Annotated in this window: 21 protein-coding genes and 1 CRISPR repeat array; of the genes, 4 read left to right on the plus strand and 17 right to left on the minus strand. The window is 24.1% G+C overall.

Translation table 11 applies throughout. The annotated features are described in order from the left end of the window. A partial coding sequence (locus HPY57_14920) for an ATP-dependent Clp protease ATP-binding subunit (GenBank protein ID NPV13056.1) occupies positions 1-452 on the plus strand: 452 nt, incomplete at its 5' end. 318 nt (positions 453-770) lie between these two features. Then, positions 771-1,130: direct repeats of the CRISPR family, unit length 36 nt; unit sequence ATTAGAAAAACATTGCAAAATTAAAGGGGTTACACC. 970 nt (positions 1,131-2,100) lie between these two features. On the opposite strand, the gene HPY57_14925 is transcribed toward HPY57_14920, so the two are convergent. Beyond that, the gene (locus HPY57_14925; GenBank protein NPV13057.1) at positions 2,101-2,661 is read right to left on the minus strand and encodes an AAA family ATPase; all 561 of its coding nucleotides are present in this window, start codon (positions 2,659-2,661) and stop codon (positions 2,101-2,103) included. A 52-nt stretch (positions 2,662-2,713) separates the two neighbouring features. Here HPY57_14925 and HPY57_14930 point away from each other — a divergent pair, with 52 nt between their 5' ends. Then, positions 2,714-3,541, plus strand: coding sequence for a hypothetical protein (locus tag HPY57_14930; protein ID NPV13058.1), 828 nt, complete (start codon positions 2,714-2,716; stop codon positions 3,539-3,541). Here HPY57_14930 and HPY57_14935 read toward each other — a convergent pair. Continuing rightward, positions 3,538-4,461, minus strand: coding sequence for a hypothetical protein (locus HPY57_14935; protein ID NPV13059.1), 924 nt, complete (start codon positions 4,459-4,461; stop codon positions 3,538-3,540). The genes HPY57_14930 and HPY57_14935 overlap by 4 nt on opposite strands. A gap of 55 nt (positions 4,462-4,516) precedes the next feature. Continuing rightward, positions 4,517-4,696, minus strand: a complete 180-nt coding sequence (locus HPY57_14940) for a hypothetical protein (GenBank protein NPV13060.1) — start codon at positions 4,694-4,696, stop codon at positions 4,517-4,519. Positions 4,697-4,847: 151 nt separating this feature from the next. Between HPY57_14940 and HPY57_14945 the strand changes: the two genes are divergently transcribed. Together HPY57_14945 and HPY57_14950 are read left to right on the plus strand one after the other, a co-directional pair. Next, positions 4,848-4,994: a hypothetical protein gene (locus HPY57_14945; protein NPV13061.1), complete on the plus strand. Its 147-nt coding sequence runs from the start codon at positions 4,848-4,850 to the stop codon at positions 4,992-4,994. Beyond that, the gene (locus HPY57_14950) at positions 4,948-5,352 is read left to right on the plus strand and encodes an NUDIX hydrolase (GenBank protein NPV13062.1); all 405 of its coding nucleotides are present in this window, start codon (positions 4,948-4,950) and stop codon (positions 5,350-5,352) included. The genes HPY57_14945 and HPY57_14950 overlap by 47 nt, the downstream gene beginning before the upstream one ends. A 68-nt stretch (positions 5,353-5,420) precedes the next feature. Here the strand turns inward: HPY57_14950 and HPY57_14955 are convergent, their stop codons facing one another. The 14 genes from HPY57_14955 to HPY57_15020 all read right to left on the minus strand — a co-directional run bounded on the left by HPY57_14955 (position 5,421) and on the right by HPY57_15020 (position 18,975). Next, positions 5,421-6,353 carry a hypothetical protein gene (locus tag HPY57_14955; GenBank protein ID NPV13063.1) on the minus strand — a complete coding sequence of 311 codons (933 nt, stop codon included), beginning with the start codon at positions 6,351-6,353 and terminating at the stop codon, positions 5,421-5,423. Between the two features lie 17 nt (positions 6,354-6,370). Beyond that, positions 6,371-7,168, minus strand: coding sequence for a tyrosine-type recombinase/integrase (locus HPY57_14960; protein ID NPV13064.1), 798 nt, complete (start codon positions 7,166-7,168; stop codon positions 6,371-6,373). Positions 7,169-7,228: 60 nt separating this feature from the next. Further along, positions 7,229-7,405 (minus strand): hypothetical protein, encoded by a 177-nt coding sequence (locus tag HPY57_14965; GenBank protein NPV13065.1) that lies wholly within the window; start codon positions 7,403-7,405, stop codon positions 7,229-7,231. Between the two features lie 154 nt (positions 7,406-7,559). Then, positions 7,560-7,721, minus strand: a complete 162-nt coding sequence (locus HPY57_14970) for a hypothetical protein (GenBank protein NPV13066.1) — start codon at positions 7,719-7,721, stop codon at positions 7,560-7,562. A 683-nt stretch (positions 7,722-8,404) separates the two neighbouring features. Beyond that, the gene (locus HPY57_14975; GenBank protein NPV13067.1) at positions 8,405-8,629 is read right to left on the minus strand and encodes a hypothetical protein; all 225 of its coding nucleotides are present in this window, start codon (positions 8,627-8,629) and stop codon (positions 8,405-8,407) included. 64 nt (positions 8,630-8,693) lie between these two features. After that, positions 8,694-8,873: a hypothetical protein gene (locus HPY57_14980; protein NPV13068.1), complete on the minus strand. Its 180-nt coding sequence runs from the start codon at positions 8,871-8,873 to the stop codon at positions 8,694-8,696. Positions 8,874-8,991: 118 nt separating this feature from the next. Further along, complete coding sequence (locus tag HPY57_14985; GenBank protein NPV13069.1) at positions 8,992-9,177, minus strand: hypothetical protein; 186 nt, start codon at positions 9,175-9,177, stop codon at positions 8,992-8,994. Between the two features lie 168 nt (positions 9,178-9,345). After that, on the minus strand, positions 9,346-9,615 hold the full coding sequence (locus HPY57_14990) for a hypothetical protein (protein ID NPV13070.1): 270 nt from the start codon (positions 9,613-9,615) through the stop codon (positions 9,346-9,348). Then, positions 9,602-10,324, minus strand: coding sequence for a DNA adenine methylase (locus tag HPY57_14995; protein ID NPV13071.1), 723 nt, complete (start codon positions 10,322-10,324; stop codon positions 9,602-9,604). The genes HPY57_14990 and HPY57_14995 overlap by 14 nt, the downstream gene beginning before the upstream one ends. A gap of 155 nt (positions 10,325-10,479) precedes the next feature. Beyond that, positions 10,480-10,920 carry a hypothetical protein gene (locus HPY57_15000; protein ID NPV13072.1) on the minus strand — a complete coding sequence of 147 codons (441 nt, stop codon included), beginning with the start codon at positions 10,918-10,920 and terminating at the stop codon, positions 10,480-10,482. A gap of 69 nt (positions 10,921-10,989) precedes the next feature. After that, positions 10,990-11,283 (minus strand): hypothetical protein, encoded by a 294-nt coding sequence (locus tag HPY57_15005; GenBank protein NPV13073.1) that lies wholly within the window; start codon positions 11,281-11,283, stop codon positions 10,990-10,992. 208 nt (positions 11,284-11,491) lie between these two features. Beyond that, on the minus strand, positions 11,492-11,632 hold the full coding sequence (locus HPY57_15010; GenBank protein ID NPV13074.1) for a hypothetical protein: 141 nt from the start codon (positions 11,630-11,632) through the stop codon (positions 11,492-11,494). A gap of 232 nt (positions 11,633-11,864) precedes the next feature. Next, positions 11,865-18,104 carry a hypothetical protein gene (locus tag HPY57_15015; GenBank protein ID NPV13075.1) on the minus strand — a complete coding sequence of 2,080 codons (6,240 nt, stop codon included), beginning with the start codon at positions 18,102-18,104 and terminating at the stop codon, positions 11,865-11,867. Beyond that, entirely contained in the window at positions 18,070-18,975 is a 906-nt protein-coding gene (locus tag HPY57_15020; protein ID NPV13076.1) for a hypothetical protein, read from the minus strand. Before HPY57_15020 ends, HPY57_15015 begins: the two co-directional genes overlap by 35 nt. Positions 18,976-19,020: the final 45 nt, after the last annotated feature.

Consider the following 19,020-nt stretch of genomic DNA (forward strand, 5'->3'; position numbering starts at 1 on the left):
TTGGTAAAGGTATAGGTTTTACTACTTCTTCAACTCTAAAAGAAGAAGAAATAATTAAAAATAACATTATGAAAGCATTGAAAGATAAATTTGCACCAGAATTCTTAAACCGTATTAATGAAATAGTTATTTTTAACCAACTAAATGAAGATAATATTAAGGAAATAGTTAAAATTCATTTAAATAAATTGAAGAAACGTATTGATGATATTGGATACATTCTTACTTGGACTCCTTCAGTTATTGATTACATTTCAAAGGAAACTTACAACCCTATGTATGGCGCAAGACCTGTAGAAAGAGGTATTCAAAAATTAATAGAAGATATGATTTCAGAAGAACTTCTTAGAAATGAACCAACTACAGGTTCTAATATAAAAATACAATATAATAAGAAAGATAACAAACTATTTGTTGTATTTGATAATAAATTAAATATTAATAAAAATTAAAGGTTTTTAAAATTCATATGACAAAAGAAAATCTAGTAAAGTGGTTTTTAAATAAATTTAATTCTTGTTATAAAGTAAAATATATAGATTATCCAAATTCTATATTTTATTATTATGATCCACAATTTATTAGACAAAATAAATTAGCTAGAATTATGGGTGAAAATATTGAATATCCCTCAAAAGCTCTGGTATAGTTCTTTTTGAACAGGATTTAAAAAATAAATATTTTTATTGTAATTATAATGAAATATGGTCTTTTTTTGAAAACAATTTTAATACTAATTATAATGAAATCCAATCTTCAATTAAAGATATATTAGAAAAACATTGCAAAATTAAAGGGGTTACACCGCATTTAAATATCGACCCGGAAGAAATATAATTAGAAAAACATTGCAAAATTAAAGGGGTTACACCAAATGTAGGTTTATCTTTGCTACATATTAAATTAGAAAAACATTGCAAAATTAAAGGGGTTACACCACTGATAATGATATTTTATTAAATATTGGTATTAGAAAAACATTGCAAAATTAAAGGGGTTACACCTTGGCTATTACAGGCTCTACTCTTACCATATTAGAAAAACATTGCAAAATTAAAGGGGTTACACCCGAGGCGGAAAGTTTGGCTGTATGAATTAGAAAAATTCAAACCCTTTAATTTTTGCAATTGTTAGAAAAACATTGCAAAATTAAAGAGTTTATGACAAAAGAAAATCTAGTAAAGTGGTTTTTAAATAAATTTAATTCTTGTTATAAAGTAAAATATATAGATTATCCAAATTCTATACTTTGTGTAATTTGAAAACAATTTTAATACTAATTATAATGAAATCCAATCTTTAATTAAAGATATATTAGAAAAACATTGCAAAATTAAAGGGTTTACACCATATTTCACCTTACTTTGTTACCAACACCGATTAGAAAAACATTGCAAAATTAAAGGGTTTACACCCACCAATATTTTGCACCTTTTACTTTAAAAATTAGAAAAACATTGCAAAATTAAAGGGTTTACACCTTATCGAACAAACATTAGGAAAACATTGCAAAATTAAAGAGTTTATGACAAAAGAAAATCTAGTAAAGTGGTTTTTAAATAAATTTAATTCTTGTTATCAAGTAAAAAATATAGATTATCCAAATTCTATATTTTATTATTATGATCCACAATTCATTAGACAAAAGAAATTAGCTAGGATTACGGGGGAAATATTGGTGTAATTCTTTTTGAACAGAATTTAAAATATTTTTATTGTAATTATAATAAAATATAGTTTTTTTTATAACTAATCTTAATACTAATTATAATGAAATCCAATCTTTAATTAAAGATATATTAGAAAAACATTGCAAAATTAAAGGGGTTACACCCCGACCCCAATAAAGATTTTTATCTAATGAATTGTGGATCATAACAATAAATAATCTACATGTTTTATTTGATAACAAGAATTAAATTTATTTAAAAACCACTTTACTAGATTTTCTTTTGTCATAATTTTGCAATGTTTTTCTAATATAATTTCGCTCGCCAATAGGAGTTCGATAAGAGAATATCAGGTTAGAATTTCAAACTCACCAAGTTTTACTAATTACACAACTATTGCAACGGTTTCTGTTCCTGACGATGAAATGGTTTACACAAATTTTACTTCACTAAATTCGCTACCTAAGTGAAAGATTATCTTTCTTTTAGCTTCATCATCATAAATTTTGTTCCAGTTTGTGTCACCAACAACATTGTTCTTGAATGATTCAAACTGTCTGTCTACAACAAACATTGGAACTTTTGACCTATCAACACCTTCAGAAATATCTTTCAATATTCTTTCTTTTGATAGTTCAATATTAGGTTCAAAAACAATTGCAACTTTTTGAACATCGGTGTATTTCTTCAAAAATTTTCTTCCTGAAGCAGAAACACCAGTTGAATCAAATACGCAATATCCGTAAACATCTAAGTTCTTTTTCATTCTAGAATCAGCCAACTCCCAAACGTAGTTATCTCTTGATATATCAGACACATCACCACAAACTTCTCTACGAATGTCATCAGGACAAACCTTTATAGATTCTAAAGTCATACCTCTTTCTTTCAAGAAGTTAGCAACTTCTGGAAAATCAATTAAAAACTGGTTTTTATAGTAAGTTGATTTACCAGTTCCCGATATACCTATGCTGAAATAAAGTTTTTTCATATTATGGTTTAATTTTATTTTATATATAATTCAAATACAAAGATACTAATTTATGGACAAAGAAAAAAAATTTTTTGATGATATATTGGATGATGAAGATGGTGAAAATAAACTTCAAAATGAAACCGAAGAAACTGAATTGACAGAAAATGATGAAGTTGTTGGTTTTGATTTTGAAAGTGATATACCATCAGAAAACTATAAAACTGATTATGATAAAATAGATAATTATAATAGGACAAAGGAGGATATTAAAGATAGTGTTGCTGAATTACAAAGTAATATAAATAGTATGCTAGATAAAATTTCAACAAAACCTGAAGATATGTTTCCAGACAAGGATTTATTACCTAATTTAGATATACAGGTTGAATATCACGATTATGAAAAAGATATAGAACTAATTAAAATAGAGTCAAAAGAAACATTGGAATGTCTTGCTAATCTTTATCTTACTGAAAAAATGATGAATACTAAGAATATTTACAAAATTATTAAAGATGACTCTATGAATTTGGCTAAGTTAAATTTTTCAATAGAAATGTCACAAAGAGCAATGATATCATGTATGAGACAATTGGATATGGGTGTTAATGATCCTGATATGTACCAATCAGTGGCTTTATTTCAAAAAGAATTAAGAGATTCTATTAAAATGGCTTATGATTTACAAAAGAAAATGAAAGACTTTTATAAAGAGTTGAAATCGGAATTACAAGAAATTGATACGGGAGATGAAATTACAACACAAGAAGAATCTAACTATATTATTGGTGATCCAAAAATGTTGAATAATTTATTTGAACAAATGAAGAATGATCCGACATTATTAAATGATATGTTAAATAAAGATAAAAAGAATGATGATAAGAAGGATTAGTATTTCAACATTTTTTGGAATGTTTTCCAATCTTCAAAATTTTTATTTATATCTAAATCTATAAAATCTTTATAATCGATTTTATCTAAGTCTACTAATTCGCTTAAATATTCAAGATATATTTTTGACGTTTCCTCATCTAATAAATGTACTATATCTGTTTTATTCAAAAGTTTTATCACTTCTTCAACACCAATCATATCATATATTTGTTGCCATATTTCTCTAGGACTTTTTTTATTTGTATCAATATTTAAATTATATTTTTTAATATAAAAATTGGCATCTAAATTTATTGAAAGTATATCTACTACAATTTGTTTATTTATGCTATTTTCATTTTCTAAAAACATATCTGAGACAGCATTATAAATATCACTATCTCCCTCATTTATTATATAACATAATAAATCATTTACTTTTTTATTTTTAATTGCCCATTCTAAAGTTTCATCAAAATTAGGATTAAAATTATCCCACATATTATCTAAACTATCACCGATATATGTATCTGGATCAATTCCATTTTTTTCTATTTTGTCTAAAACATCCAATATTTCTCTAATTGATGTTATATTGTATTTTTCACACCATTTTGAAAGTTCATGTTTAAAATCATCATAAGTACCATTATATATATGGTCATTATTGGCGTCCCATATTGTTATTTCTAAAGGTGTTTCCTCATAATCATAACTATATATACTATTTATATTATCTATTTGAATTGCAAGATTTTTATAAGAATTTATTTTATTAATACATTGAATGACACCACCATAAGAAGCTTTATATTCATCTCCGTAAAAGTATTGAGGTTCACGATTTATACACCAAGAATGGTCACCATATTTATAAGCGGTATCAAAATCTAAAGGTGAAAAAATTATATATTCTTCACCATTGTAATAAAGACCCAAAGACCATTCATTTTCTATATTATCATATTTTTTTGTGATTATACTTTTAAGTGAGTCAAGTGTTTTTAGTTTTGTGATGTCTTTTATATGAAGTGTTTCTTTTTCTTTTTTGAAAAAGTCTAACTAATTCAAAAATAAATTTCTCTAATTCAACTTTTTTATATTTATTATTATCTTTGTTATCAACATAATATTTTAACATTATTTCAAGCAAAACTGATCCAGCACCATCCATTTTTTAGCCATATTTGACAAAAAATAATTAAAAATTTCCTCTGGAACAACATCTTTATACTTTACTTTAAGATCATCTATTTTACCTTCAAATATATAATTTAGATAATTCTTCATAACATTTTATATATTAATTTTTACTATATATAAAAATGAAATCATATAAGAAATTTATAGAAGGTATAGGTTCTGGTGATTACGCTATATTTACCAACACTGCAGGAGATTCGTTCTGGGGTGATGTAGGTGGTGGTGTTCTACCAATTTGTAAAAAAAAAAACAAAAAGAATCCTACTTAATTATCGTTCTAAATATGTTAATGAACCATATACTTGGGGCATCTATGGTGGTAAATTAGATTCTGATGAAGATATTATAAATACTGTAAAAAGAGAATTCCTAGAAGAAAGTGGTTACGATGGTCAAATAGATTTGATTCCCGCCTATGTTTTTAGAAGTGTTAATGGTACATTTGAATATCACAATTTTATAGGTGTTATAAATGATGAATTTGAACCAGAATTGGATTGGGAATCAGAAGGATATAAATGGGTAACATTTGATGAATTATTGTCAATAAAGCCTAAACATTTTGGGTTAGAAGAACTTTTAGCTGATAGTCAGAGTATACAAACAATAAAAAATATAATTAAATAAATATGAAACATTTAAAAAATTGGAATGAAAAAATTAAGTGAAATAGAAAAATTAAGTGAAATAGAAAATTAATATTTTTCTTTAAATATCTTTACAATATTTTCAAATTCAGATAATAATTCTTGATTATCTGATTTTTTTATTTTCTCTCTTATGATTTCTTCAATATTTAATGTATTATTATCAACAACCTCAACATTTTCAACATCATTTGTGTATGTTATAGATTTGAAATTATATTTTGAAAGCAACATATCAATTTTTATTTTCTTATCATCAATTAATGATTTATCAATTACAATATTAACAAAATTCTTATTTACAAAATCCACATCAATATCATCTATTTGAGATATATCGGTTATTGTTATAGTATTATAAATCGGTGAATAGTTGTTTTTAATAAATTTATACTTTTTTGTTTCTATATCAACAACATAGAAACCTTTATCTGATGAAGTTTTATCAAATTGATATGGTGCGCCAACGTGTATAACATTTGCATCTTCTTTTCTATCATCAGAATAACCGCATAAAAATAAAATATCTGGGAATTTTTTTAATAATTCTGTATCGATTCTATTATTAATAAATACTATTCTATCATTACTTGTAATATGTTCTAATGGATTTTTATTAGGTATGAATTTAACACCATATAATTCTTCGACATTATTTATATTATAAACAAAAAATGGTGCTAGACCGTTTATAAATAGTTTTGAAACACCATTTTTTTCATTATATCCATCAATTAAATAAACTGGTGTAACATAAGACATTCGTATAAATAACTCACGAACTGTTAATAATGTTGATATATTAACAGTTTCAGTTGTGTTTAAAATGTTTCCTAGGTGAATTATTTTATCGCCAGGTTTGGCGTTCTTTTTTAGAAATGGTATAAATTGATTATCAAAATAATCAACCATATTTTTTAACCATTCTTTTGAATTGTTTTTATAACCAAATTTGGTGTTATTTATTACCCATAATTTCATATGAATTATAGGTATAATTAGATTGGAAGTTTTATATTTTGTAAAACATTGGTAGAAATTTGTGTATAGATTTCGGTTGTTTTTATATTATTGTGTCCAGCTAATTTTTGAATGATTCTACAATCTGTTCCATTTTCAATTAAGTGTGTAAAACACGAATGTCTTAGAGTATGAAAATGATAGTCTTTTCCTAAGTATTCTTTCACAATTTTATTACAAGAATTAGATGAATATTGTGATGAATTCTGACCATTAAACAAATATTCTTTGGGTTTATATTCTAACCAATATTTTCTTAATAATTCTAGAACATTTTGAGAAAGTGGAACAATTCTATCTTTTCTTCCCTTTCCATTTTTAATATGTATAATCATTCTTTTAGAATCAATATCCTCAATTTTAAGATTAATAACTTCAGAAACTCTTAATCCAACTGAATATCCTAATGAGATAATTGCTTTATGTTTTAAATTTTTAATTTCATTTATTCGTTTGATTAAAAACTCTTTATCAATAATCTGTGGTAAATGTTTTTCTTTACGTGGTCTTTCAAATAATACTTTATCGTATTTTTTATCTAGAATTTTCTCATATAAAAATTTAATTGCATTTATTATCTGATTTTGTTGTGATATTGATGAAAATTTATATGAATCTAAATAAGATTGAAAATCTTTTGAAACAATATGTTGAGGATATTTTTTTGTTGATATTAGAAATTTATGAATGTAATGAAGATAAATTTTTCGTGTACATTCAGAATAATTAAGATTTTTAAACTTTAGTTCGGCAATCTTTAAAATTTTATCATACATTTAATTGAACATTAAATAGTTAGAATTGAGTGTTTATATATAATAGTTATAAACAATAAATTAAAATTGTTTACGTTTCCACTTTTTACGAGTTTTTTTAATCCATTTATCAAAAGATTTTGCTTTATTCTCATCAATGTTTTCTGGTTCTACCATGTGTCCTGCTGTTGCTTTATTTGCTGCATCAAATAATTTATCAGCAAAATCTTTTACGTCTTTGTCTGTAAAGTTTTCCATAATTTTAATTTACATGTTTATAACAACAAATATAAAACATTGCTGTCGTGTTTCTATTTATATTATACGTTATTTTTTTAAATTTGTTTCATTTAATTTACTTCAGTGCTGCAACGTTTTATATTTGCGACCGTTATAACCAATAAAATGAAAATCACTCTGCATCTTTATAAACATAAATATCTTTCTTAAATAATCCACCTTTTATAATCTCTTTTTTAAGAATACCAAATTCAACATAAGTATTAAGCACACCAATAAGAAAGATATTCCTTTGTGTGTATTTTAATTTTACTGTTCCCATAAAGTTTTTCATATATTTTCATTTAAAAGTTTATAACAACAAATATAAAACATTGCTGTCGTGTTTCTATTTATATTATACGTTAATTTTTAAATTTTGTTCTATTAATTATCATTAGTGTTGCAACGTTTCATATTTGCAGTCGTTATAAGTAATGTTTTGGGAGCGTGGACTCGAACCACTTTCGCAATCCAGCGTTACGCCTAAACAATTGGAATCGAACCAATTCTACGTTAACCAAACTTTAATCAGGAATCGAACCTGAACGTCTCAGGGAGCTACCCTTGCCACCTTGGAACTCCCAAAACACATACTTATAACAACAAATATAAAACATTTTATTCTTATTTCAAAATAAAATTTATAGTAATTGTTAAGTTTATTATTTCAATTTAAGTTCTGTGTTAAAACGTTTTATATTTGCAATTGTTATAAACAATTAATTTTTAAATAACCTATTGAAAAAATTCACCCATGATTCTGGAAAATATGTATAACAATTTTTGATATATTCATCATAATCCTTCTGCGGTTTTTGAATTTTTTCAATCATTTCTTTTAAAGGTATATTTTCTATTTCCATAAAATTAACTGTTTATAACAAGGTATATGTGAAATACCTCATAAGGTTTTTACTAATTATTTAAGTTTGTCGTTAGGTACTTCTACCAAAAAACGTTGTATATTTGCAATCGTTAGTTGTCATTTTCTTTAATTATCTTAATAGCATCATCTATAAGTTCATCCATTTTACCCAAGTAAGTGTCCATTCCCCATACATCACCTTTACTATCTTCATAAGCACTAAGTTCTATTATCTTCCTTAATGTTTCTCGTGATAGAAAACGACAACTAACATCAGATATATGTAATTTTTTATCTGTGTTATCAAATTCTGTGTCTTTATTTACTTCTTCCATATTATTTAAGTTTGGGTTTCAATTTAAGAAAAAACTACATATATCTGAGTATCGTTATGTGCCATTAAGAATTGACAAACTTATATAGTTCAATCAACAATAACGAAGCCTCTTCTTTATTAAGCACCATCTTCCCTTTCATGTTAATGTAGTTATGAACTGTCAATGTTTTTTCTTCATTGTAAAAATCATCAATAGTTACAACTGGTGATTCAATAATTTTGTTATCTGTTTCGTAACTCATAGTTTTAAAATTAACGGCATATAACATGGTATATATGTTATATGCCAAATTAGTGTCGTACTTATTTTTAGAGTTTGTGGTTAGGCGTACAACACATATACCCAACCGTTACCGCCAATTAATATAAGTCTTTATCGAGGTTAATGTCAATGCGAATGATTTTTGAACTATATCCTATATCTCCTTCTTCCGGAATAAATCGGAAATGTTCAATTGGATATGCAGCATATCCTTCCGTTCCTCTTTCGTTTTCAGGTATTGTTTTAGTAGCTCCGATTATTACATCGAAATCATCATCAGCCATGTTCAAAAATTATTTAAGTTCTTTTACTTTCATATTTTTAAAATTTCTTTTTAATTTTATTTCATCTTTGAAAATCCTTTTTAATTTCATAATTTATATATTTCACCAACAGTTAATGTAATACCAAATACTTCATTGACGGGATAAGGTTCAATATAACCAATATATTTAACATATTTCATCATCTTTGAAAATCCTTTTTAATTTCTTTTCTCTATTTCTTCTATATTTTATTCTAACAAATAACGCATCATCTAAAGTAGTCATATTATTATAACAATAAAAATTACCTTTAACCTTCTCTGGATTACCTTTTAAAGTAATTAATTTATTATTACAATCAAAATAGCTTTCAACTATTTCTGGATGATTAATTTTTGTTTGTTTTCTTGTCATATTACTAATTAATATTTTAAATATTCTTTTATATCTGTTCATAATTATACCACAATGATTCTATTTTTGATTTACTAATTCTATTATTATTTTGGGTTTTTATTTCCATATCAATTCTATTCCAACCATTTTTTTCTAAAATTGAATATCTTTCACAATTATAACCACTAACTAAAATTTTAGCATTTTTAATAGATAATAAAATTTTTAAATATTCATCTTGTTGTTTATCTGTCATATCATGTTTATATTTTCCAGAACTTCTTGTTTCGTTTGCATATGGTGAATCACAATACATAAATGTATTTTGTTTATCCCATTTTTTAATTAAATTTAAAGCATTAGTATTGTGAATTATAACAGAACTTAATCTATTGTGAATTTCATATAATCCATCTATTGCAGAAAGATAATCTGAAACCGGTTTTGACATTTTCCTACGAATTACTCCAGATGATGAAAATCCACCAACACCATTATAAGAGGTACGATTACAATAAAAAAACTTATAAGCTCTTTCTAATATATTTAAATCATCTTTTTTTAAGTCGTTAGTGTATTCTTTTAATAATTCTTCCGAATATGGTGTTAAATCACATAATTCTTTAAATTCCAAAAATAATTTTTTATCTATCAATACTTTAAACAAAGAGTAAATATTTTGATCTAAATCATTAATTATTTCAATATCTGACTTTTCTTTATGAAAAAGTAATGCAGCCGAACCACAAAAAGGTTCTATATAATTCATTTTTTCATAATCTATTCTCTTTATTTTTGTCTTAAATATATAATTATACAAAGATATAAAAAATTCTTTAAAATAAAAAATTTAAAGTGGTTATTGGTCTTTTTAATTACCTCCTACTATAATCTTCAAACACTTCAACCTGATAAAATCTTCTTTTACCCCTTGTTGCTGATAGCTACTGATTCATCGAGCTTGATAACATAACCAAGTCTATCATCATACACACAAAAAGGTATAAGATCTTTGAAAGCATCAATACCGTATTCTTCGTATATTTTAATCATAAGATCAAATATCGTTTTTACACGATATCGAACTGGAGAAACTTGATTAATATGTTTTAACTCTAAAAACTCCTTAAACTCATCAGAGTTAATCGTACCAGACTCTGAATGAAAATCAATTTTAGGCTCTTGTTCAAGTTTATTAATAACGACATTAAGCTCTTTATAACGGTCTTCGTACTGTTGATGAATACTTTCATAAAGACTCTTTTCGACTTGACCTAAACAGAAGGCTTGTTCTATTTGCCTCTTCTTTTCGATAAGAGAACCTTGTTCTCTTTTTAACGATTCGATTGTATATTTGTAATCCATATCAATTTAATTTATTTAAAGTTTTTTAATAATTGACATCCACACCTACATATAACAAGGTGCACCATATTATAAACTCCTATACACAATAGCTTTATTTAACTCTCTGATATTGTAAGCGTTTAGCTCAAAAAAGTGAATGTTATTATTTTCACCTTGAACTAATGCTGTCATACCGAGAGCCATTTTTGTTGCTGGTATTTGAAGTTGTTCAGACATATTTAAAAAGTCTTCTTCAATAATTCTTCGTATTTCTGTAATTATTGGTCGAATATTATCATTAACAAATAAATATGGTGATTCTGTTAATATAATTTTCTTATTTATATCTTTATATAAGATATTAAAAGATACAATAAACATATATATATTTTTATTTATTTTTATTAATTATAACAGCAAAAGTTTGAATAAAAAAACCTTCATTTTTTGGTGAAGGTTTTTAAAGATAAATTCCTTTTGTATCAATAATTATTTGTGTTAAAATACAAAATTCAATAAACTAAATAATTTCGATTTTTAACTTCAAGAAAAAATTTATAAATTTGTTATATTTTTTCATTTTCTTTTTTCATTTCTTTTCTACAAAACTATAATTCTCAGCATCTAATGTATCTCCTTGTGCAACATTTGATAATATTTGTGAAGTAGTCATCCAAGTTTCAAGTCTATCATTTTCTCCTTTAACAGTAAAATACCAAGATATTTTCAATCAATTGATTGGTTTCTTAAAACCTTTGATTCCTATGTTTCAATCGGCAAACGAAGGATTTAAAGACACAATATTTTGGGATATTTTTATTGAACCTTGGCAAGAAAAAGATTATGGTATTGGTATTATAACAGCCATATTAGGTTTAATTGTGGCATTCGGTATTTATATACTTTATAATTACTTAAATATTTCATTATCGTGATTATTATTTTATTATATATTAAAAATATCATTTAATATACGAAAACTCCCACAATGATGGTAAGTTTTTCATATATCCAACAGCATTAAATAATCCTACACAGATATTTACTATGAATTTTGGTACACAACAAAGTATATTAATAATCGTTGGTAGCCATGTTATAACGTTTTTAAATCTATTTTTCTTGTCATTATTTTGTTGTTCAAATTCTTGTTGATTTTGTTTTAATGTATTTAATTCTTTACTTAATTTATCTAACTCTTTTTCCATTTCTAATTTAGTTTGTAATAACTGTTCATTTGTTCCAATTGAAATTTTAATATTATCTAGTTGGTTTTTGAGATCAATGTTAAGTCTTTTTAATTCTTCATTTTTTGATAATTTATTAGAAAACTCAAAATCACTCATAGTTTCTTTATTTAAGCACAAATCACTTTCTAACTGATTTATTTGTACATTATTTTGTTGTATTTTAGCATTTAAACTATTTACTAAATCTAAATTACTCTGATCATTTTGATTATTATTGATATTATCCTGCAATTTATTTAATTTTTTCTTTAAATTATCAATTTGTTTTTGTTTTTCTATAATTTGTTTATTATAAGGAGTTATTTTATTTTCACTATCTAAGAAATCATTCATAATTTGTATAAGTTTATCAATATTATTCTTAAATGAACATAAATTACCAAATAATGAAATTTTTTCATTTAGTTCCGAAATTTTTGCCTTTTTATCATTTATATCAGATTGTATAGAATCAATATCATAAACATTATCTAAATTTTGTAGTTGTGTTTCCAATTTTATTTTATCAGCTTGTAATTGTGATAATGATTTGTTTTTTAATTCATTTAATTTTTTATTGTTCTCTTGAATTTGATTTTCTAAGTCATTTACAATTAAACAATTTTCTTTTAATTGTTTTTCTAATATTAATAATATGTTCTCAGATATCGAATCATTGCTTTTGATATTATTTTCAATAACTTCAATGTTTTTGGCATGAACTATTTGTAAATTTTTAAGTTTTGTGTTAAATCTTTCTATATCAGATAAATCACCATTTATGATAGAATTGGTTAATATTAATTGACTATTTAATTCGTTTTGTCTTTTATTTTTTGCTTTAGTTACAGTATCTAATTTATCATATAAATTATTTAAATTTTGGTTTAAATTCTTTACTTGATTTGAGAATTTTGATGATAATTGTTTCAATGTGGTCATAAATTCAGCAAAACCTTTTACAAAAATATCAATTAACATCAAACCATCAGAATTTGTAAATAAAAATTCCATCATACCATCTAATGTTGGTAATTTTTTAATAAGTTCTACAAGTTTTCCGAATCTTGTAATAATTCCCCAATCATTTTCATTTGTAGATGAAGGATTTCCAATAATCCAATCTGGAATTTTCATTGGATTTAATGGTATGCTTATTACTTTAATAATCAAATCCACAAGTTTTTTTATGAGTTCAAATATAAATTTCATAGGCATTGTGATGACGGTAGTTATCGTATTTATAATGGTTTTAGTCCACTCCAATATAGGATTTCTAGGAATTAAATACATAACATCTTTTAGCAATGACTTCCAATCATCCATACCAAAATTAAAAGGATATTCTAATAATTTAGCAATATTTTTTGACCAATTTGGATCATAAAAATTAACACCTATTTTATCTAATGCTTCAAATTTTTCTAATTCAGCAAGTATTAAATCGGTATTTAACTTATAAACTTTATTATCTAATTTGGATTTTTCTTCATTCAACAATAATAATTCAGCATCAATATCTACTTTTTTTAATTTCAATATTTTATTTCTTTCATCTAATAATTTATTTATTTCGTCATTTAACTTTGTTATCAATGAACATTTTTTATCTAAATTATTTGATAAATTGTTTAATTCTATTGCGGTAAAATTTGAAACATTCGTATTTTTCAAATTTTTAATATCTGTTAATGTTGTTGCTTGTAAAATTCTTAGTTTTTTAAGTTTATTGTCAATATCAATTATTAGTGAACCATTTAGAATATTTTCCAGATACGATATTCTTTTTAATATTTTAGACATCTTTTCTTCTCTGTTTTTCAAATATTCTATCTTAGCATCTACAACATATTGAGGTATAGAAATTAATTTTAATTGAACAAGTGATTCAATTTTTTGCATATAATCATCTTCTGGTTGTTCAAAATCAACACCTAATTTATTAAGTATAGCAATCTTCTGCCTGTTTTCTATTTCTAAATAATCTATACCTAATTTTTTTAAATTTACAGCTTTATTATAATCTAATAACCAATTATCTTTTCTAAAATCTATACCAAGTGAATTCAAATTTGACATTTGAGATATCCATTTTTTAGTACCCGATTGAACATAACTATTTGTAACATTTACAATAGTGGAAAAATTAATACCCAATTCTTTTAATTTCTGAATTTTATTACTCCAATCATTATCTTTAAAATTAATACCAAAAGAAATTAATTCTTCAATAGCATTTTCAAAATCCTTATCATTTATATTTAAGCCTATTGAATGCAATTCGTTAATCATAGTTAACCATTCTGGTCTATTAAAATTAAATCCTATATTATTTAAAGCATTTAATTTATCATCCATATCCACACCATTTGTAACTGTTTCATTTGATATATTGAAACTAAAACCTAATTGACTTAAGCTATCTAATTTATTCATACTTTCTACACTATTATAATGCCAACCTAAAGCACACAAAGCATCCACTATATTAGCAGTTTGAAATGCACTAATATTAAATGATAAACCGTTCAATTTATTTAAAAAAGCATCATATGTTGGATTTTGAAAGTTAAATCCCATTTTATTAAGTGAGTCGAGCTGAATAATTGTTTTTGTTGGTTGTTTAGGTTTATTAGGATCTATAATATTAGTAATTTCTATACGAGCATTATATCTCGCATCATCAAAAACTTTAGGATTTGGTTTTGTTGATGATAAATCAATAACCTTTTTTATATCATAAGCACCATTATTACTATTTCTATCATAATATGTTAATGTTACTTTTCTTTTTGTTTCAAGTATATTTATTTCATCTATTTTTACTTTTAATATGCTCATCATTTTCTGGAATTTATAATCGTATTCTTTATCTCTAATATTCAAACCTAATTTATCAAAATTACCATAAATGCCTGACAATTGATCGTAATTAATTTCATTGGTATTTGGTGTTGCACCTGTTGTCAAAACTAAATTTGGGTTTGTTGCAACCATTCGTTCATAATCACTAACCGATGTTGCAAAATTATCAGCAACTCTTACACCTTCAATAACCCAACCACGATTTAAAACAAAATCTCTCAACAAATCTAACATTACATAAATTTCTTTTGTACCATTAGACAATACCATTTTTTCTACATTTTTATTATTACCAGTAAATCTTTCATTTCCTTTATATGGTAAAATAGGAGGTATTAAATCTTCACCTTGTATGTTTTTATTTTTAGATATAAATTTTACCTTGACATTATATTTTGTCCACCTATTTATAATATTTATTATTGGAGTTGATGATAATGGTATACAGTATAATTTATCATAAGTATATGAAATAGATGTTACAGTTTCCCAAGTAACAGCTGTTGTTGAACCACTGCCTGTTATACCGCTAATTTGTTCAGATGTATAATTAGTTGTTACTTTATAAATTAACCCATTATCATGATATAATTGAATTTTTAAAGGTTTGCCTTCTTCTATAATTGGAACATAATGTGTGCCTTGATTTATAAGTGTTGTATAAGCGCCGGCAATTTGGCTTTTTACTGGTATTTCTTCATACCATTGTGGTTTATTTGGTATTATATCTTCTTTATATTCAAAATTACCAGAAATTACTAATCCAGCTGTATCACCAGCATTCATATATGATAAAGTTTTATCAATATCAAATGTATATATGTATTTTATAAATTCATTATTTTCTAAATTATTCTTACTGAAAAAATAATTTAAATCTGTGTTAGGATCTTCAAAAAAATTTAAAATTTGTTTAACTCTGTCAATTTGCTGTACTGTTACAGTTGATAAAATTTCAGCTTCAGTTGCTAAGAAATTGTCATTATTCCAATTCAAATTCAATGTAAAATATTTTCTTAACAAAGGTTCAATATATGGATTATTTAAATTTACATTCTTTTTTATAGCATTATCATAACCTGCAACAGTTTTAATATCAACATATTTACTTAATATTTTTAACCTCTCAACAGCATTAGTGTTATTGAAATTAAATCCTATTGTATTTAGTTTTTTAAGTATTTCTAAATCATTTATATTTATTCCAAGTTCATTTTTCAAAACATTGATAATATTAAATAAAAATATATTATTTAAATTCATTCCAAGTTCTTGTAATAATAACATTAAATCTTCATTTTTTATATCTATATTATATCTGTATAATAAATTTAATTTTTCCAAATGATTAGGATCATTAAGATTAAAACCAAGTTGATATAATTTAAATAAATGAGTTGCATTATTAAACTTTAAACCAAATTTATCTCTAAGTGTCTTTATTTCATAAATATATTTATCTTTAGTTAAGTCATAACCTATTTTTTGTAAAAATTCTGTAACTTGATTATCAAAAATATTCACACCTATATCCCAAAGACCAGAAAGTTTTTCTACCAAACTATCTTGAGGAATATTTTGTTCAAACGATAATAATATAGCTTTTTTAGCAAATTGTCTATATGTTATAATAGGTTTTTCTTTATCTGTTAATTCTTTTAAATCATTATTATATTCTAATAATTTTGATTCCAATTCTATTCTATTTAATAAACTTAATCGTTTTTGTTCATTATTATACAATTTTTTTAAATTATTAAGATTTTTTACTTCTTCACTAATCAATTCACAATTCGTTTTTAGTTCTTTCTCTTTGTTTATGAAATAGTTTAGATTTGAAGAATCTTTATTGGAAGTTAAATCTTCTTTTAACTTATTATTATTTAATGTTAAAATTTTTATTTTTCTTTCGGATGCCTTTATAAGAGATTCATATTTATTTACACCATTTAAATCATTTAATATTTTTTGTATTTTATCTTGTAATACTTTTATTTTTTGTAATTGGAGTTTTTTGAAATTTATTTCAATTTCTTTATCTTCTTTGCCAATTTCTTCAGCCATAATTTCATACCAATTTGATGGTATCTGTGTTGGATCGGCTTTTATATTAAATGATGTCAATTTATTAAAATAATCAAAAGGATCTATTTTAGGTATTCTAATTGCAAATGGTAAAAACGGTATCATAGCACCAAGGTCAAATTTAAAAGATGGTATAGGAATATTTATATCAAATAAAGGACCCAATATCTTTTTAAACATCCATTGACTTGGATTTGTGAATAATAATTTTATATCTTTTAAAATATTAACAAGACCTGGAATCATAGTACCCAACAACTCACCTATCTCCAAACCTGCTATTAAATCAACAGTATTCTTAAAAAAGAAAAATTGTTTTACGAAACCTTGACCAATAGTTTTTAATAATGTATCTATAAATACACTTAATAATGTTGGTAATCCAGGCATTTGTATATTTGAAATGCTTTTTATAACTTCATTTTTTGTCATGAAGTAATTTTCTGGTATAGTATTTAGACCAGCACCATATATACATTTTATAGTTTCAGATATAACAGCATTTTTAGGATAATTTATATAGATACCAAAGTTTTCATCAATAATAATTTTTTGATATTCATTCATTGAACTATTTTCTTCAAGACCTTTATATTTATTATTAGTATTTTGTTTTTGGCGTTCTAATTCTCTTTCTTTTGCAATTTGTTCATTGACTTTTGATAAGTCATCATATAATTTATCTATTTCGGCTTGATATTCTGTTGGTAATTTAGATAAATTCGTTTTTGTTTTAGAATCGAGTTCTTGATTTAACTGCCTTATAATTTCTTCATTTTTTGATAAATCATTACATATCTGTACTAATTTACTATAGATATTATTTAAAACAATAGGATTATTTTCAATTCTTGAATTAGATATTAAAGTATTGTATTGAGATAATAGATTATCTCTTTGTTTCTTTGCATCATTAATTTTACCAGTGATTTTTTTATCAGGTACACCAGCAAGAATATTTTGTTTTTCTACAATTTGTTCTATTATCCTATTCTTCTTTTCTAGTTGATATTCCAGACTCATTTATAAACCCATTAAAATTTTTAATGCGTTCATTAACTTTTATAGGATATTTTAAAGGTGCTTTTAATTGAATCTTTTTAGTTTTAAAAGGATTTATTTCATTATTTGTTATTAAATTGGTAGTCAAATTTATTTCATTTTTATTCACTCTATCTATAACCATTTTAAATAAATCATCATCTGTGTTTTTTAATACCCTATCAAAAATCATTTGAACATCATTTGCATAATCAATATTCATTTTTTCATCATCGTAAAAATAAACATTATTAAACCAATCCTGTTTATATGCTTTAAATTTACCATCGTCTATTTTGAGACCTACCAAATGTTCAATAAGTATATATAATTTATTCAAACTTATTGTTTCATCATGTCTATAATAAAACTTATCAGCCACAAAATATATTTTATATATTTCTATACCGATGTCCTGTAATTTTTTTCTTAAAGTATTTAAAATATCACCATATCTTTCTCTATGAGCTCTACCACTTAATAAACAAATGTATTCATTTTTATTTCTTAAATGATATATGTTATTAAATAAAAATGTAACTTTAGTATTATTTATATATTTTTCATCATAGAATTCTATCCAAGATATACCAAGTCTTTCAATAGGAATTTTCTTTTTCTTATTAATTTCATTAAATAAATTATTTGATATAAAATAAGTTTCACCATTATATTCAATTTTTAAGTTATCTTTAATATATAAACCAGAAAGTATTTTACTTTCTTCAAATTTATCTAAACGGATTATTGGTTTGTGAGGTTCTTCTTTATCAATAATCCAAGATTTACAATCTATATCCCATAGCGTTCCATCTAAATCAAAAAAATGTAAACTTTTACTATTTGGTATCATCAAATTTCTATATTTTTTATTTATATATTAAAATTATGAATCGAA

It is taken from the genome of Ignavibacteria bacterium, assembly GCA_013177855.1.
GTDB lineage: Bacteria > Bacteroidota > Ignavibacteria > Ch128b > Ch128b > Ch128b.

Excerpts from the sequence above, each read along its gene's own strand:
- HPY57_14990 (NPV13070.1), bottom strand. The coding sequence starts at position 9,615 with ATGAACAGATATAAAAGAATATTTAAAATATTAATTAGTAATATGACA.
- HPY57_14925 (NPV13057.1), bottom strand. The coding sequence starts at position 2,661 with ATGAAAAAACTTTATTTCAGCATAGGTATATCGGGAACTGGTAAATCA.
- HPY57_15020 (NPV13076.1), bottom strand. The coding sequence starts at position 18,975 with ATGATACCAAATAGTAAAAGTTTACATTTTTTTGATTTAGATGGAACG.
- HPY57_14940 (NPV13060.1), bottom strand. The coding sequence starts at position 4,696 with ATGGATGGTGCTGGATCAGTTTTGCTTGAAATAATGTTAAAATATTAT.
- HPY57_14985 (NPV13069.1), bottom strand. The coding sequence starts at position 9,177 with ATGGCTGATGATGATTTCGATGTAATAATCGGAGCTACTAAAACAATA.
- HPY57_14930 (NPV13058.1), top strand. The coding sequence starts at position 2,714 with ATGGACAAAGAAAAAAAATTTTTTGATGATATATTGGATGATGAAGAT.
- HPY57_14975 (NPV13067.1), bottom strand. The coding sequence starts at position 8,629 with ATGGAAGAAGTAAATAAAGACACAGAATTTGATAACACAGATAAAAAA.
- HPY57_15005 (NPV13073.1), bottom strand. The coding sequence starts at position 11,283 with ATGTTTATTGTATCTTTTAATATCTTATATAAAGATATAAATAAGAAA.
- HPY57_14965 (NPV13065.1), bottom strand. The coding sequence starts at position 7,405 with ATGGAAAACTTTACAGACAAAGACGTAAAAGATTTTGCTGATAAATTA.
- HPY57_14980 (NPV13068.1), bottom strand. The coding sequence starts at position 8,873 with ATGAGTTACGAAACAGATAACAAAATTATTGAATCACCAGTTGTAACT.
- HPY57_14995 (NPV13071.1), bottom strand. The coding sequence starts at position 10,324 with ATGAATTATATAGAACCTTTTTGTGGTTCGGCTGCATTACTTTTTCAT.
- HPY57_15015 (NPV13075.1), bottom strand. The coding sequence starts at position 18,104 with ATGAGTCTGGAATATCAACTAGAAAAGAAGAATAGGATAATAGAACAA.
- HPY57_14945 (NPV13061.1), top strand. The coding sequence starts at position 4,848 with ATGAAATCATATAAGAAATTTATAGAAGGTATAGGTTCTGGTGATTAC.
- HPY57_14960 (NPV13064.1), bottom strand. The coding sequence starts at position 7,168 with ATGTATGATAAAATTTTAAAGATTGCCGAACTAAAGTTTAAAAATCTT.
- HPY57_14970 (NPV13066.1), bottom strand. The coding sequence starts at position 7,721 with ATGAAAAACTTTATGGGAACAGTAAAATTAAAATACACACAAAGGAAT.
- HPY57_15000 (NPV13072.1), bottom strand. The coding sequence starts at position 10,920 with ATGGATTACAAATATACAATCGAATCGTTAAAAAGAGAACAAGGTTCT.
- HPY57_14955 (NPV13063.1), bottom strand. The coding sequence starts at position 6,353 with ATGAAATTATGGGTAATAAATAACACCAAATTTGGTTATAAAAACAAT.